At 59.3% G+C, this 17,131-nt stretch carries 6 protein-coding genes; 3 read left to right on the top strand and 3 right to left on the bottom strand.

The genetic code is table 11. The annotated features are described in order from the left end of the window. Positions 1-48 precede the first annotated feature (48 nt). The 3 genes from J3U88_RS13440 to J3U88_RS13430 form a co-directional block, all read right to left on the bottom strand. The gene (locus J3U88_RS13440) at positions 49-5,061 is read right to left on the bottom strand and encodes a WD40 domain-containing protein (RefSeq protein ID WP_207859329.1); all 5,013 of its coding nucleotides are present in this window, start codon (positions 5,059-5,061) and stop codon (positions 49-51) included. Positions 5,062-5,245: 184 nt separating this feature from the next. Beyond that, positions 5,246-7,219: a caspase family protein gene (locus J3U88_RS13435; RefSeq protein ID WP_207859328.1), complete on the bottom strand. Its 1,974-nt coding sequence runs from the start codon at positions 7,217-7,219 to the stop codon at positions 5,246-5,248. Further along, positions 7,216-12,018: a CHAT domain-containing protein gene (locus tag J3U88_RS13430; protein WP_207859326.1), complete on the bottom strand. Its 4,803-nt coding sequence runs from the start codon at positions 12,016-12,018 to the stop codon at positions 7,216-7,218. The genes J3U88_RS13435 and J3U88_RS13430 overlap by 4 nt, the downstream gene beginning before the upstream one ends. 443 nt (positions 12,019-12,461) lie before the next feature. Here J3U88_RS13430 and J3U88_RS13425 point away from each other — a divergent pair, with 443 nt between their 5' ends. From J3U88_RS13425 to J3U88_RS13415, 3 genes are all read left to right on the top strand, one after another. Next, positions 12,462-12,644 (top strand): hypothetical protein, encoded by a 183-nt coding sequence (locus tag J3U88_RS13425; RefSeq protein ID WP_207859324.1) that lies wholly within the window; start codon positions 12,462-12,464, stop codon positions 12,642-12,644. Positions 12,645-13,092: 448 nt separating this feature from the next. Further along, positions 13,093-14,151: a BMP family ABC transporter substrate-binding protein gene (locus J3U88_RS13420; RefSeq protein ID WP_207859323.1), complete on the top strand. Its 1,059-nt coding sequence runs from the start codon at positions 13,093-13,095 to the stop codon at positions 14,149-14,151. Positions 14,152-14,153: 2 nt separating this feature from the next. After that, positions 14,154-16,982: an ATP-binding protein gene (locus J3U88_RS13415; RefSeq protein ID WP_207859321.1), complete on the top strand. Its 2,829-nt coding sequence runs from the start codon at positions 14,154-14,156 to the stop codon at positions 16,980-16,982. Positions 16,983-17,131: the final 149 nt, after the last annotated feature.

Below are 17,131 nucleotides of genomic sequence, written 5' to 3'. Positions count from 1 at the left end.
CGCCGTCGCCTGTTTTGGTTGTGATCAGCAAAAAAGAACAGGCAGGCGTTAATGGAGGTTTACTTCATCGAAAAGCCGACGCATTTCGGTTTCATAGTTTGGATCGTAATCAAACGAATACTGGAAATTTTTGCCGTCAAACGAATGGTCTATGCCAAAATCACCCGCGGGGAAACTAAACACTACCCATTGCCCGTTTTTCCGGTAGACATAGTGATAAAAGACCCGAGAGCATTGTTCTAAGAATTGAGGCGGTTTGTTGGCCGCGCCTTTTCGTTTCCGTTCCCGCGGCAGCCCATCTTTTTTCTTCTTCTCGGTTTTCGTTTCTTTTTGTTTCTGCTTCGGTTTGGCATCCCCATCTTTGGTCTTGGATTTGGGTGAACCCAACCGGGGCGCTTTCAATTTAGGAAGTTTCCATTTCGGCCGTTTCTTTTTGGGCTTGGGCTCCTGTTTGGATTTGGGCGCCGGTGCTTTTTTCGACGCGGTCTGCTGTCGCAACGGTTTGTTGATCAAGGGTTTGGACGGGGCCCGGCGTTGTGCCTGCCGTCGTTCTTTTTTCTCACCCTCGACCTGGAACGCGCGTTGCAACTTGCCCAGCACTTCACGAATCGGTTCGCGACGGGTGAAGAAACTTTTGGTGATCAGGTAATGAACCGGTTTGCCGTCAACCACCAGCCGTTGTTCATCAAGAACCAGGGTACGCGCCGGCTCCTGCTGGAACATTGATTGGACCGCACCCATTCTCCGGTAGGAACCCGCCGTGAGCCGATCCCGTATGGACGCAAAACTTTGATTCTCGAAGCCGACCGTCACAAAAAGTGGCGCGGGTTTTTGGGACACCCGTTCCCACTGGTAAACCAGTTTCACGGGTCGGGGTGTCGGCGGTTTTTCTAACTTGCCCGCTCGATAGGCTGCCATTTGATTTGCAATTTGTCGCGCCGCCAGTTCCGACGCGTTGCGCTTCTCACCCTGTTTGGTGAACAGCGCGCTCATGGTGAAGAAACCGTTTTGGTTCTCAGGCGGGGGCGCCCTGTCCTTCACTTTTTGCGGTGCATCCACCGCGGCGGTCTCAGCGGCAGCCTCGTTGTTTACCGCGGTGCGCTCGAGTTGGGGCGCTGCTTCTTCGATCTCTGCCTCGGCCCCTTCCGCCGCTAGGACAACGTCAAATTTCGGGTAATCCCTCTTTTTTGGCGTGATCAGCCTGTGGTTCCAGCGCTGAAGGTCGACGAACATCTCGGTTTCATTGCTGCTCATCACCTTTAACTCTTTAAGAAAAAAAGGATTGTGCTTCAAAAGATAGGCGGCGAGTTTTTTACCCAAGGTTTCGGCCTTGGGGCCTTCGGTCGTGTCGGCGACGGCAAAATCGTCGTAATGGTTGGCCTGGCGCAGCGTGGGTTTTTGCATGCCCTCGCTGAGTCGGGGCACCAACCAGGTCAGGTAATCCACCAGCTCCGAGACCTGGATCAATTGATCCTCGTTGGTATCGGCCAAACCGCTACGGATCCCGCTGTACGCCGCAAAGGTAAACACCCCGTTTTGCCAGTTCTCACCCTCAATCGAAATCTCCCGACCCGAGGAAGAAGCCAAAATCACGGAACCCGAGTTGCGGCGCAAGTCCACAAAACTCTGCCGCATCAGGGCAAAGCTGTCACCGCGCGACACGCGTTTGGCGGGGCGCAGCGTGTACACGTTTTTGCTGGTAAATTTGCCGACCGCTACTTTTTTAACCAGCTTGCCGCCGTCCTCGGGATCCCGGTCCCCCGAGTAGCAGGTGTCCAACATCACCAACTTCCGACGGCAAGGAAGTTCGTCAAGCAATTGTTCCAAGCGGTTCAAGCTGTAACCCCGAACACCCGGCGCGTCGGGATCCGCATCATGGGTGGCAAAATAATAATCAAAGGTCCGCGGATCGAGCAGACCGTGGCCGGAAAGAAAGACCACAATTTGGTCGCTCACCGTGGCTTGCTCCAGAAAATCCCGCATTCCGTCAATCGCCTCGCGGCTCGCCTCGTGGTTGGTAAGCATCCGGTGGTAAACGTTGTCAAACAAAGAGGTTTGCTCAAAAAGACCCAGAACGTCGTGCGCGTCTTTGACCGCGAAGGTGAGATTGGGATTGTGCTGGTATTCGTTGACGCCGATCAGCACCGCGTAGAGATTGGGCTGCGGTCGGGTGCCCTCGCGTTTGATAAAAAGCGTATCAAGGTGGGATCGGTTCCCCGTGGTCGAACGTACGGCCACCTGGATTTTGTTGGTGCCAAAGCCAAGCGGGATCGGCACCTTTTTGTGCAACCTGTTAACACCCTTTAGAGACAAACCGCGACGACCGTGGAGCGGCACGTCGTTGATTTTGACATGGAGCCGCGCCAAACCCTGTTCATCGGCGCCTCTGACGCTGATCGTAACGGATTCTTTTTGGGTATTCAGCGCCAGTTGTTTTTTGTTGGTGATCGAAACCGTGGGCAAGCGGGTCGTCGCACCGCCCTCCTCGGCGAAACCCATGCTCCTGCGTCGCCGCTGATGCGCCCGCACGTATTCTTCGCGCAGGATGATGTTATCGGGCGTGGTCACCGCCAGCACCTCGGAAGGTCGGTTGAGCGTTAAGTCATACTGTTCAAAAGAGTGCGCTTTACCACGATCGACGATCGCAACCGCGTCGGTACCACGCCCACTTGCCGTATAAAAGTGGTCGGGCGTGGTGATGATGTATTCGTCGGAGTCGGCGATGCCGACCATGGCGTACAGCACCCGTGTGCCGTCCTGGTCCCAAATTTCAATTTGACCGTCGGGTTTGAGGAGCATCAGCTTCTCGCCCGCCACGTCGTAACCCACGCCGTGTGCATAGACCCGCTTGCGCGTAAGCGGTTTCAGCGTTTCGGTATCCCAAAAGGTCAAAGTTCCCGAGGTATCGGTGGTGACCAAAACGCGGCCTTGGGGATGCAACGCCATATCGAGAATCTTGCCCTTGAAGCCCTCAACATTTCCGATAAATTGGCCGTCGGGTAACGACCAACTTGTCAGCCGACCCTGCTTATCCGCAACCTGGGCAAAAAAACGCCGTTTGGGATAACTCAGGGTAAACAACCGGGTGCCGCTTCGGTTGACCACCGATTGAACCGGGCGTTCGCCGGTTTCTAAAATAAGGTCGGACCCGTCCTCTTGCAGACTGAACACCGCCGTTCCGGTATCATCCGAACCAAACGCCATAAAGGTGCGTTGTTGATTGGCGACGACCAGGCCCGAGTCGGTGATCGCCACCGATTGAAAGGTAAACCAGGGACTCGTCAACGGCGTCAACGCGCGCGGCACCAGGTTTTCCGGTTTCTTTTTTGGATTTAACAGGTCCCAAACCAACACTTTACCGTTGGAACTCTTGGCACGGGGGCGTGCCGAGCCACTACTGACCAACTTCGTGCCGTCCTGGGAAAATGCGACCGATACCACCGGCTGTTTGTGGTTGTCCAACACATTGACCTGCTCGCCGGTTTTGGGGTCCCAAACCCGCAAGGTGCCGTCCATCGAGGCACTTACCAACAGGGTGCCGTCGGGACTGAACGCCAAATCGGTGACGCGTTTGGTATGGCCGCGTAACAGACGCAGCTTGACCCTACCGTCCAAGTGCCAGAGAAAAAAAGATTTGTCGCCGTAATGAGCGGCTAAGGTTTGGCCGTCGGGACCAAACACCGCATCCGTACATTTCCGCGTAGCGCCACGCATGCTTTTCACAAGAATGTTGCCGCGCGTGTCCCAAATATCCAAAAAACCTTTGGTCCCGTCCGCCACCAAATAAAAACCATTGCCGGAACGGGTCAGCGAATAAACCGGCCGGCCGAAGGTGATTTGTAAACAATCGCGGCCGTCGGCACGCCAGCGGCGAATCCCCCCCTTGTGGTAGGGAAACAGGCGACCGAAACCTGTGTTGTAAAACTTGTCTTGGGGTATTTCGCGGCCTTGGAAAGCCACCCCCTCCTCGAGTTGTTCCAGTTGCGAAAGCGCACCGATGCCCATCAACACCCCGGCCCATTTGCCTGCTTTCTTTTGGACCCACTTATTATTGGCCAGGCGCGCGGCGATCTTGGCGGTGGTCCGTAAGGTCTTTTTTTGGTCGATTTTTGGAGAGGGTTCTGCAGAGGGCGGCGGGGCCTCCGAAACTTGACCCGTGACCGCGTTAAAACGGGTTTCCCGATTGTCGGCAATGCTGGTGTATAGGTAGGAACCCTTGGGACTCCAAACCAGGTCGGTCACCCGGTGTTTATAGCCCTGAAAGTCGTGGCGTACGCGGTATTCGGCCAGATCGAGTTGCAGCAAACTGTAGCGACCGTCCTCCGCGTGCAAATCGTCCTGCCCGCCTTCCTCGGGTGGAGCCCAGTTCATGTTCTCCAAAGCGGCCGCCACCGTTTTTCCCGATGGGTGGACGGCCACCTTGCGCAACAAATCATTGCCGGGAAATTCCCCAATCGGTCGAAACCTTTCGCTGTCCCAGACCACCGCGGTGTGGTAGAGGCTGCCGGCGATGAACCGCCGTCCATCCGGCGTAAAAGCCACGGGATGCAGCGCGCCCAGTTTGGGGGCGAGGCGGTTCATCACCTTTTTGGTTTGGGGATTCAGCGCAACGATCTCGCCGATGACTTCCCCAAAGGGGTCGATGAGGGCCGCGGCACTCAACAACCATCCACTCGGGTGGAAGGCGATATCGCGCACGGGGAACGCATTCACGGCGATTTCTTGGGGCGGTTTTTTTTGGGTCAAGTCCCAAAGGTAAATGCGATGGTCGAGGTTACCCGCGGCAAGGAAACGCCCGTCCGGTGAAAAAGCCAAGCAGCTCCAATCACTGCTAAAACTGGGAAACACACGAATGGATTTTCCCGAGGTGGTTTCCCACAAAATGATCATTTCCGCGCTGGCGGAAGCAACCCAACGCCGTTGCGGATGGTGCTCCATGTCATTGAGACCGGTAATATGCATGAGTTGACCCACCACCTCGGGTGAGGCCGCGGCCTTAGCGCCGAGAAGGGCAAGCGGTGCAAAACAAGTAAGGGCGAATATCAAGGATCGGAAAAGCATAAAACCTCCATTGAGAACCCAACCCGTTGCCGCAAAAAATCCGAAAACTTTCACGAAGAAAATCACCAAAAAATGACAAGAACGAGGGGGTATTATTGCGTTCTTTTTCACCGGGCATGTTTTGGTTGGGTTCTCTATGGAAGGAAAAAACCGTTCAAGAAAAATTGTTCACAGAAAAATCCGATTATCTGGCCTTTTTCTTCTCAATCGAACTAAAAAACTCCTCGACGGTCACCCCGCCGTTGGGAATCACCTCAAAACTCACCTTGCTCAGGGTCCAACGATTTTCCTGATAGAAACCGTCTTTGCCGGTATTGCTATCTCTCGCCAAATAACCACGCAGAACCCGCTCCAAATCGGAACCCGCATTTTTGGCGCCGTGTTGCAGAGAAGTCGTCAGGTTGGACCAGTTGACATGGTTGTCAGGCATGGAGCCGAAGACAAACAGGTGACCTTTTTGTTTAAAAGGCGGACCGGAAATAAACGGATCGCTTGTAAATGTGTAGGTCTGCCCTTTGCGCAACAACACCCGCGACCCGTCTGACGGAAAACCGTAAAGCGAACCGTCCGATCCCGCCAAAATCCCACCGACCGCCAGCGTTTCTACCTCGCCGTCCACCAGGGAAACCGAAACGTGCCATTGAAAACAAAGCGGGATTTGTTGATGCCCGTTTGGGGGCTGTTCCGGCCAAACCCCCCGCGCGCAATCCAGTGGGTCATGGGGGTTCTGAACCGCCCGAACCTGAAGTGAAACATGGTCTTGCAGCAGGGTGCCCCCGTCTCCTTTGAGCGCGGCAAAGCCGCGAATCCGCGCAAAAGCCGACAGCCGCAAGGCCATTTCTTTGGCCGCCTTCTCGGGTGCGGCACGAAACCCGGCCTGGAAACGAAACCGCGTTTGCCCCTGCTCGTCCACCAGGTGAACGGTGCCGTCGGCATGTTCCTGAATTTCGAAAACCCAACCTCGTTCGACCTCCTTCACCAGGCGACCCAGCGCGGTAGTGCGCAAGGCCGCGCGCAATGCTTCGACAAACTCGGGAGAAACAGCGCCAAGGCCCCCGCGCTGAAGGCGGTAACCCACCAAAAAGACATCATCACCCGGCAACTCAAGCACCGCGCGGTCGTCGACCCGCACCGGCGCCCCCTTGCCTTCGCGCGCCACGGCCGCCACGGCCCGTGTCCCCTGGATCCGTGTAATCCGCAGTGTCCCTTTCACCTGGTTCGGCCGCGTCCCATCCAACACCTTGAGACGGGCACCCACGGAAAAACCCGCCGCGGGCGGACCCGTCAATTCCAGGTGTGTTTTGTCGCGCACCTCGGTCACCCGCCAACTGCCCGCGGGATAGGCGGCCGCATTCTGTTGAACAGGCTGGAACAACCGCTGGTCGAGGTCGCCTTCCAGCAAGGGTTTCATACCAAACGCCTTCAAGGCCGTGTGCAGGGGTTCTTGCAACGCGGCAACGCTAACACCCTTGGGTTGTTGGTTCAGCACCTCGAGCAGTGCACGGGTGAAGGCGCCACCCGAGGGGGTATCCACCGCGCGATGGTTGCCGCGTGTGGTGCACACAACCCAACGTGGTGCACCCGCACCAGGGGGCGTCCCGTTGGCAACTTCGCCGCGCCCGGGCATGCGGTCAAGCGCTTTGGATGGAAACGCGCCGGCCGGCATATGCCCAAAGCCGGCATCAATGATGAGTGTGACGGAACCGGCGGCGCCGGTCGACTCGGCCAAGAGCTGTTTCACCTCGGCGAGGGCGAGGTCCCCGCCCCCCTCCGTGCGCGAATCGCTTAAAACCAAAGCCAATTCTTCCCAATGATTCGTGTTCGATTCAGCGGCGGCACCGTAACCGGAAAAGTAAAAAAACAGCCGATCACCGCCGGTGGTACCTTTTCTGAGGTCGCGCAAGGCTTGGGATACCCGAGCACGGGTCGCCTCGTGCCCCTGGAGTAGGGTAATTTGGTGTTCAGCAAACGATCCCGTTTGCATCAAATGCCGTCGCACCGCCGCGGTATCTTTTTCCACACCCGAAAGGGGGGCGGCGTGGGTCCCCGCGGGCGCGGGCGCCCCCACGAGCAACGCGCGGTGGTCGGCGGCAAAGGTCGGCAGTGTCAACACAAGTGAATGGGTTAGCAGCACACAAAACACGAAACGGCAAATCATGGTCGAACCTCCTTGTTGCCAAGTGTTTGAAAAAACGGAGTAACCGGATCAAACGGCCAGCGTCGCAAGCCGCTATGCATCCCAAAAGTCAATAATTGTCGGTCCACCTCGCGAATCGCCAGTGCACCCAAATAAGCGTCGTTGCTTTCGATTAACGCGACGACCTGATCGCGGCGCAGATCCCAAAGCCGCGCTTGGCCCCGGTGTGCGCTGAACAGCCAGGGGCCGTGCACCACCAGCGCGCTGACCGCCGCCGGCTTGTCCGGGTACAGCAGATGACCGCGATTTCCGTCGGCATCGAACCATTGGAGGTCGCCACCCTCGTGCGCCGTGACCAATCGCCCGTCGGCAAACATCAGATGACTGAGTGGCACCTCGATCTTTATTTTTTGGTGCGGTTGCCCGGCCGCGTCCCAAAGGTAAACAAAGTGGTTGTCGTGGGTGGCCCAACGGCGCTGTTTGTCGCAGAAGGCGGCGTACTTTAGGGGCGGATGGTGGTCGGGTAAGGAAACGCGGGTCTCACCACCATCGCGGAGCAACCACACCACGCCGTCGGCGAAACCGAGCAACACCGCGTTCTCGCCGCCGACCGCCGCGGTGGTCACCCCAAAGTTCCCCCTCTGGGAGGCGACCACCCGCGTTTGGCTCAAATCAAACAAAGACACGCATCCGTCGGCGTCACCGGCTACGGCGAAGGTGCCCGTTTCATTCACCGCCAAAGCCGTGACTTCCTTGCCGGCCCAAGCCGTCGCTGTTAAACCCGTCTCGGCGTTCGGTGCCGCGACGGGAAAACGTTGCCGAACCGTTCCTGAATCGGCATCAACAAACAGCGTCGCACCTTGCCCCGTCCCCAACACCAAGATCCGCCCATCGCGGCTGAACACGCCTCGATTGACAACCTCATCGGGGGCGTCAAAACGCTGTACCACCCGGCCGGCGGGGAGATCCCACAGGGAAACACCGGACCGCGATTGGGTGAGCACCCGTTGCCCAAGAGGGTCCACCGTCAGCGGCAAGGTTTTTTCGGTGCCGTGTTGGAGATGAAGGGGTTGTCGATGTTCCGGGATCGACCATGCCGCCAAGACCCCGGAATCCAAACCAAGCCAAAGCGTGTTGCCTTGGGGGTTAAAGGCAAGCGCGCGAACCACGGGCGCATGGGCGATCAGCTCGGGATCGGGCGCCCATTGCGCCAGCGGGAAGCCGGAACGGCCGTGCGCCACCACCACCCGGCCCAGGTCGTCCGCTACCGCCACCAAGCGGCCGTCCGGCGACACCGCCGCCCGGCGCCACGCCGCCTCGCCGGCAAGATCGACCAGGTGATGGTTTTGCGAATGGTTGTCGGCCCACAACCAACCGGCCCGCCCCAAACCGATCCAGGCCACGCCGGAACCGGCCGACGCCACCTGCTGGATCGAAAAAGGCGGTTGATAGCGGTGCCGGTGTCGGTCCGTAAATCGTTGGACCGTCCGACCGTGGCGCACCACCAAATGATCGGGTGCGGTCTGGAACAAGCGCGACCCGGCCGGCCACGCCGAGGCGATGGGCTCCCCGAGGCCATCCCCCGCCACGAGAATCCGCGCCAGGAAGCCGTTCTGACCGTCGACAATCAGTTGTTCCGGTTGTTGCGCGTCGGGCTGAACCGCCAAAAGCCCGAATGAAGCACGCCGCACCCGGGGTTTCGCCGGGGGTGCCCAATGAACGCGGCGTCCGTCTTTGCCGAGACTAAGCAGGGCGCCCGTGGTCGGCTCGAAGAACAAGGTGGTGACCTCGCCGGTGTGCCGGCTGTGGAAATGCGGTTGGGCGTGGCGATCAAGTGAGAACAAGGCAACGGATCCGGCCCGGCTCGCGGTGGCCAAACGCGCACCGTCATCCGCCAAAACCCAAAGATCGTTGGCGTGGTTGGTTTCGTAGGTGATCTCGCGCTCTTTGCCGCGGTGGTTCCACAACACGACGTCGCGTTCGCGAATGAGCACCAAATGGTCGTTGCCGCGCGGCAGGATCCCCCGAATCGCCGACCGGCCGACCGCCCATTGGGCGATGCTGTTGCGCTGAACCAGCGCGCGGTAGGTTTCCCGTTCGAGATCGGCGTGGTTTTCCTCCGGCCCCACCCGCACCAAGGCCTCTTTGCCTTTTTTGCAATGGGCCAAGGCTTCCAGGTGGCGGCCTTGATCATTGTCGTTTTCGGCCAACAAAGCTTGAGAAGCCGCCAATCGTGTTTCCGCCAATCGCGTTTGGGCAACCGCTTCCCCATGCAGCCGCCTGTTCCCGATCAACGCGACCGCGAGCAACCCCGCCAGGACCGCGAGCAAACCCGTCAGCAAGGACAAGCGCGCGACGCGACCGCGGTGGGCGTTGAGGTGATCCCGCTGTTTGCGGCGGGCCGCGCCCAAAAAAGCCTGTTCCGTGCTGTTGAGCAGGTAACCCGCCGCACCATAGGCCGCTTCCCGCGTCTCCCAATCCTCACGTTCGGGCAGGTCCTGATCACGCCGCCCAAGGGTATCCCAGCTTTCGGCCTGGCGTTGTAGGGTGCGCGGTTGTTCCGGTTCAGCCGCCTCCCGGAAAGGCGCTTCAAGGATGGGATGGGCCGCGGTCGCAACGGGCTTTTCGCCGTCGTGGGTCACCGCGAGAAAACCCGCATGGGCCACACGTTGCATCATGTCCCGGCCCGTCGCGGTAAAAGGTGGCGCTGGAATCAACCGGCAAAGCGGCGTCGTCGCGGCATCGCGGTAGGTCAACCGGCGCAGGATGTTGTCGTAAAAGGGTTGGTTCTCCGGGCCCAACAGATCGCGACGAAACCGTTGTTCGGCGGTGTGCACCACACCCGCCAAACCACCCATCTCAACATAAGCCGCAACGATCAAGTTCCGACCCGCACGACGGTGCCAAAGCGCGATCAGCAACTGTTGGCCCCAGAACAGGGGACGCTGACAGGCCGCAAGATCCCGGCCGATCCGGGTTGTGAGGTCCGGTTCCAGTCGGTACCCACGCATCATCGCCTGATAACCCACCCATCCCGCGACCGTCTCGGCCGTCGGGGCCTGGACCGCGTAGCGCCGAACCGGGGCGACAAACCGCGCCGCGTGGCGCGTTTGACACACCAGCAAACAGCGCGGATCCTCCGCCAAAAGCCGGTTTACCGCATCATGTCCGCCTGGTTCCTCAAGATGTTCGTCAAAGGGTTCCAAAAGTAACCAGGCATCTTCAGGGTTTCGCCGCCACGGTCCCGGGGCCGACCCGGTAAGCCGCCGGAAAGGCAGGCCGCAATCGGCCAACGCGGCCAAGGCAAGCCGGGTTTTCCCGGCCCCTTGCGGGCCGTGGAGCACCACCGGGCCGCCCTCGTCCAGTAAGTCGGCTAGGGCGCGACGGTCCGGGTCGTTGTGGGGAACCTGTGCCGCGTCCGATACGCCGGGTTCGGCAAAGGGCAAGGTGTCGGGAAACACCGGTGGCCGTTTGTTTAAACAAAGGCTTTTGAATTGGAGGTCGAGTGAAGCGGCGCAAAGTGCATCGCGGCGACCACGCAACACATCACACGCGGCTTGCGCATCAGCGCTTAAGACCGCATCGTCGGCAACCTCGAGTAAATGCTGAAGGCGCGCCAACGGCTCGAGGAACGCGTCGCAGCCGGGCGCGTGGTTCAGAATCAGGTCGTGCAGTCGCGCATTGCCCCGTCGCTCTTCCGCTCGGGTTAAGGGTTTCTCCAAGCCGCTCACAAAAAGGGGTTTGCCCGCCAACCGCGAAAAGACGGTCGGCACCAATAAATCCTGCACCCCGGCATGTTCCTTGAGGTCGGCAAGTGCGTCGCCCAGAGCGAGGCCAACCCCGTGGTGATTGGCCAGATTGCGGTAAAAGCCACTGAACAGGGCTTTGGCCAAACCTGTTTCCAAGCGATCGTTCATGGCGATCACACAAGGGGTCCCAAGCTTTTCGATCAACACCTGCCCGAAATGGGGATAAACCTGACGGCGATTCGCCGCATGGAAGCCGCTGTAACACGCCCCCAGAAAAATCAATCGCGGCGGGGTGCGACACGCCAGCGCCCGTTGGAAAGCATCGCTGGTCACCGGCGCGTCACACCCCGCGGCGTCGTGCAAGCGCAGCACATGGGTTGGTGGCCGCCCGGCGCATTCACCGTGGGCCACCACATGTAGGACAGCCGGTTGGTTTTCCGCCACCAAACGTTCTAGGGCGGCTATGGTCGGCGGTCCGCGATGGGCCGCACGGAAAACGGGTGGCACCACCGACGCGGGCGCTAAGATACTGAGTTCGTAATCGGCCAAGGCCGCGCACAGGTCGGCCAACATACCGGCCGCATCAAAGGGTTCCGTGCCGGCGTCAGGGGCGGGTGGAGCCAGCAAAACCAGCGCGCGCGCGTTGTGGGGCCCTATATCGGGATAAGATCGCGTGCTGTTTCCCTGGTGCTGCAAGCCGAAGTCCACGCGCCGGTTTACCGCCAAAAAATCCCAGCCATTGTCAAAAGGTGCCTGAAGCCAGGCCCATTGCAGGTGGGCAAGCGCGCGTGCCTGCGCCAAGTCCAGCACGCAAACCAAGGGGGTGCCCGCTTCGCGAGCCGCTAGGCGCAATCCGTCACGAAAGAGGTGGCCCGGTTCCCCCTCGAACAAAACACCGCCCAAAAGGCGCCCATGGTTTTTGGCTTGGTCGAGGGTCGCCGAGGCTTCGTCGGTAGGAAGACACAAAACCGCGGTTACCACGCGCGCCGGATCGTGGGGACGAAGCAAGGTCGCGCGCAAGGCAATTTCTTCGTTACCAAGGGGTTGCAAATGGAGGACCAGTGTGACCATTGCCACCTCCTGCAAGGATGAGCCAGGTTGACATCGGGCGGTCCCTCACGACGGGATTCGCCAATAACCGGGAAGTGCGGGCTAAGGGACCCACTTGGTAGAAAACCCTTTGAAGGGATGGGTTCACGGTAAGGCGATTTTTTCTTCAAAAAAACGGGACATAATGCCTTCTACCGAGGTCGAACCCATCAAACCGGGGTGATCCTTCGCGGATAGGTCGCCGGCCGATACCGGTAAAACCGAAAAAACAGGGTGGGTGCCGCCTGGAACCGTCCCATGAACGGCCTCCCCCTCCCAAAACCCGACGGCCATCGGTATCTCGTTTTCCTAATGCTTTTGTTGCCGGCCGGACAGGCACGCAATCCCTCGTCGCATCAGGTGATTTATTATTAAACAATACCGACAAGGACATAATTAAACGGTGGTTCCAGGAGAACCATCCGGTGACCGTCATTCAGGAAAAACCGTTGCGCCGTCCACCCGGCTCGACCTTCAGGTTCTCCGGCGGGAACACCATGGTGTTGGGTGTCTTCATCAAACGCGCCACGGCTTCCGACCTCGCCCCGTTCTCCAAAAGCCATTTGTTTGATCGCTTGCGCATCAAAGACGCCGCCTGGCTCGCCTAACGACGGCACCATCGACGCCGCCAGTGGTTTGTATGCAACGCCGCGGGCAATAAACATCGGTGCATGCTTTCTGAACAACGGGAGCTTCCAAGACCGACGCATCATCTCGAGGGTTTGGCTTCAAGGCAGCGGCATCTGGTCTGGAACCAAATCAGGGTTCGCGATTCCGGGCTACAACTCGAGAAAACACAGATAACCCAAAACAGGTTAATATACGAATAAATGTGAATTTCTTAACAACCTCTAAGTAACTTCCTGATTTCAGCACGCAAAATTTCACGCGATTCATTTCCTTCTATCTCACTCTTTTATCTTCGATAAGATAAGATCATTCATAAGGATGTCGGCGCGTTTTCTTGACACATAACCCCGCCGGCACCTAGAATAGCTCAATCCTTTTAAAGCAACACTCACCCCACCAACCTCCTTCTTTTTGTGGCGGCCGTTTATGTCGAAACCGCTAAGCTTTTCACGTTGTTGCGTGCTGGTCTCTCTAGGCTGGTTGATGTTTTGCGGTCAAGGTGAACCATCCGAACCGGAAACGCCGGCACTGCCCAAGGTCGTTCTGGTTTTGGATACCGGCATGGAGGATGACCGAACCTTTAACGCCCACGGCTTAAAAGGCGCGCGCGCCGTTGCCGCCGAGGGCGGTTTTGAATTGATTGTTTCCCCTTCATCCTCCCAGGTCTATTACGAGCGCAACATCGAAGCCTTTGTTTCCCAAAAACCGGCACTCATTCTCACCATGGGTTTTCGCATGGGTGATCCCACCGCGCGGGTGGCGCGTCGTCACCCGCGGCAACGGTTTGCCGTGGTGGACGTCGCCTATCTGCCGGGACGCGGCTGTGCCGAAACCGTGGCCGATTGCTACACCGAGGAAGGTGGGCTCGCCAACATGACCAGCTTGGTGTTTGCCGAGGATCAGGTCGGTTTCCTGGCCGGCGTTTTGGCCGGCTGTATGTCTAAAACGGGCGTGGTCGCCTCGGTGGCCGGCCCCGAAATTCAGCCGGTCGTGGACTTCGCCACCGGGTTCGCCAACGGCGCCCGCCACGTCAACCCCGACGTCAAAACCCACCAAGTCTACCTGCCCGGTTTCAACGAACTCGAGTTGGGCAGGGCCAAGGCCCATGAGTTCATCGACAAAGGGGCGGATGTGGTGTTCGGCATCGGCGGGAACTCCGGCAACGGCGCCTTGTTGGCCTGCAAGGAACGCGGTGTGATGGGCGTCGGTGTCGACGGCGATCAGTACGAAACCTTTCCCGAGGTGCGCGAAATTTTGTTGACCAGCGCTTCCAAAAAAATTGATCAAGCGATGGTGATCCTGTTGCGTCGGCTGCTCGCGGGCAACCTGGCGCCGGGCATCATCCACGCCGATTTGGCCAACCAAGGCGTGGGGTTGGCACCCTTCCACGAATGGGAAGAACGCATCCCCGGCGCCTGCAAACAACGCATTCAAGAAGCAAACGACCTACTCATCCAAAACCCCAAACGCGCCCTGGCGGAATAGCGATGGATCGCGCCAAGTCAGGGTTGATGGGTTTACGCGACCACGACGAACATCCGTTTTGGTCCGTCTTTTTGCTTTCCTGTGCCGTCTGTGTCGCCGCCTTGAGCACCGTGCTGGTCGCCCTCTTTCACACCGGTGCCGTCCAGTACCAATGGCTTTCCGCCTTGCTGGCGGCGGTCCTCCTCAGCCATTTTGGCGCCTGGGCGGTTTTTGCCCGCAAAAAACGCTTCGGTAAGGCGATTTGGTGGATTGCCCACACCCTGATTATCAGCTCCGTTTTGGTGCCCCTGCTGATATCCGATTACCTGCTCAAGATGCCGCTGCTGCTGTTGGCCGTCCCACTCAATATATGTATTGCCAACCGATTGAGGAACATCCCCACCGCGTTCGCCTATACCCTGCTCGCCGCGGCCTTCATGGTTGCCGCTGATTTGGCGGCCCCCTTTCCGCGGCGGGCGCTGTTCGGGGATGTCCCGCAACTGCACCTCGTTCCCTTGGTACTCCAACTGGGCTACATCGCGGCGCTGTGTTTTTTGGTTTGGTTCTACCGCATCCGTCCCACCTCGCCGCGTTTCACCCGGCTCAACCTAGCCTCGCAACAAACCTTGCCGGCCACCGCCATTTCCGCCGCTTCGCTGCTGGCGGTGACCGCCCTGCTCGCCTTCCTCATTCGCGGCAGCCAGGTCACCCAAATCGGGTTAAGCCACCAACTGCTGGCCAATTCATTCGCGGAGCGCACCGCCGGCAACTTGGAACAGGCCGTTTACGCCCTCGTCCGACTTGGCCAGGACCCGATTATTCAAAAAGGTTTGCAGCAGGCCAACGCGCGTTACCCCGCTGACGCCGCCCAGGCCGCGGCCATCTTGCGCGCGGGTGAAGCACAGTGGGAAGCAGCCAAGGTCGGCAACCCCATGTTGTTCCCCTATCGCGACACCGATCAAATCTTGGCGCTGGCCAATTTCCGTCATTCAGAGCATTCCCACCGCGACCTGTTCCTCACCGACAGTCGTGGCGGTTTGGTCGCCGCGCAAGGCAACAAACCACCGCGGTTTTCTTTCGCCGACGAGGCCTGGTGGCAGGCGGTCTGGCAAGAAGGCATCGGCGGCATTTATTTCGGCCCGGTTCACATCAATCCGCGCACCAACCTCCCCTACACCTTCATCGCCGTGGGCGTGCTCGATACCCGCAGCAACAAACTCTTGGGTGTGTTGGCCTCGACCTTCGACCTGCTGGAAACCCAAAACCTCTACGCCGGCTTTGAGGGGACCGGCGGGGAGCGCGTGCAACTGGTCGCGGCCGACGGCCGCATCATCGCCGCCTCGGGAGACAGAGCGCCGGGGCAAAAGCAAACGCGTTGGCGCGATTTCGCGGGGCACGCGCGCTTTCAACAAGAAGCGACCTCTTTTGCGCAGGACCCGCCCGGCTGGTTACTGGGCGTGGATGAAGGGGGACGGGACGCCGTCATCGGACATGCACCGCTGCACACCTTCAGCGGTATTTTTAGCGAGGCACTCGCCTCGCTGGGATGCCGGGTCGTTGTCTCAAAAAGCCGCCAAGCCGCGTTGCTCGGCGTGACCCGCTCGACCAAAATAGCCGCGGTCGTCGGGCTGATCGCCATGGCGCTGAGCGTGTTCGCCGCCTGGCTGGCCGCCACCTGGGTTGCCAAACCCATCAACGAACTGACCCTCACCGCCAAAGCCATGGTCGGCGGGGATTTGGAAAAAGATGCGCGCCTGGCCGGCACGGAGGAATTGATTAGCCTCGCCCAATCCTTTAATACGCTGATGGACCGGCTCCGAGAGAAAATCGACGACCTCGAAGACACCAACCGCACCTTGGAAGACCGCGTCAGTGAACGCACGGAGAAATTGCGCCGTGCCCAAAAGAGCCTGATCGACGGCGCCCATTATTCGGGCATGGCCGAGGTCGCGCGCGGCGTGTTGCACAACATCGGCAACGTGCTCAACAGCCTCAATGTCTCGGTGCAAACCTCATTGCAATTGCTGCAGGAATCCCAGGTCACCAAACTGGAAAACATCAACTCGCTGATGTCCAAAACCGACGCCGAGCTCACCGCCTTCCTCGCCGATCCCGCCAAACGCGAGGCGCTGGCCGAGTACGTGTCGGAACTGGTGCAAAGCCTCCAAAATGAAAACCGTCTCTTCTCCAGGGAAGTGAACCAGATTCGCGAACAAGCCGAAATCATTCGTCAATCGCTGCTGGCTCAGTCCAAGTTCACCGACCGCGATCTCGGTTACGCGGAACGCCTGGACATCAACGAAATCATTGCCGACTTGCTCTACGCCGAAAAAGAGATGTTGGATCGGTTCCACATCCAGACGAGCGTGGATTTTGGCGCGGTGCCTGCCGTGGCGGCGATGCGCACCAAACTCTCCTACGCGGTCTTGACCCTGCTTGAAAACGCGGTGGACGCCTTAGCCGACAACCCAACGCGCGAGCGCCACATCAGCGTGCAAACCGCATGTATCGGCGAGGCGCTTCACATTCGGGTCGGCGACAACGGCAAAGGGATTCCCGAGGCGCTGCGCACCAAAATTTTCCAGTACGGCTTCACTACCAAACCCGAGGGCAACGGCTTCGGCCTGCACACCTGCGCCAACGCGCTGCGGGAAATGGGTGGTGATGTGCGGGCCGAAAGCGAAGGCCCGGGCCGGGGCGCCGTTTTTGTGCTCACGCTTCCGTTGGACGCGCAAGCCGCGGCCTCGGCAAACCCAAGCGAGGGCGAACCGGACAACGCGGGTCCAACCACCCTTTCCCAGCCGGAACTGGACTTGGCGCAACGCGGCACCGCCCAACCCCAGCCGGGGTAACACCGAAGAAGCGCTGAAGCGCGGACGATTGCAGCGAACCGCACTTCTCCCAAGTAATTCTGCCACGGGGCAACCCATGCGATGACGAGGCTTTTCCTTCCGCGGGGCGGCCTTCCGCGGGGCGGCCTTCCGCGGGGCGGCCTTCCGCG

It is taken from the genome of Acanthopleuribacter pedis (genome assembly GCF_017377855.1).
Taxonomy (GTDB): Bacteria; Acidobacteriota; Holophagae; order Acanthopleuribacterales; family Acanthopleuribacteraceae; genus Acanthopleuribacter; species Acanthopleuribacter pedis.
Note: the sequence above shows the minus strand (reverse complement) of the source record. Positions and strands in the feature narration are given on the sequence as shown.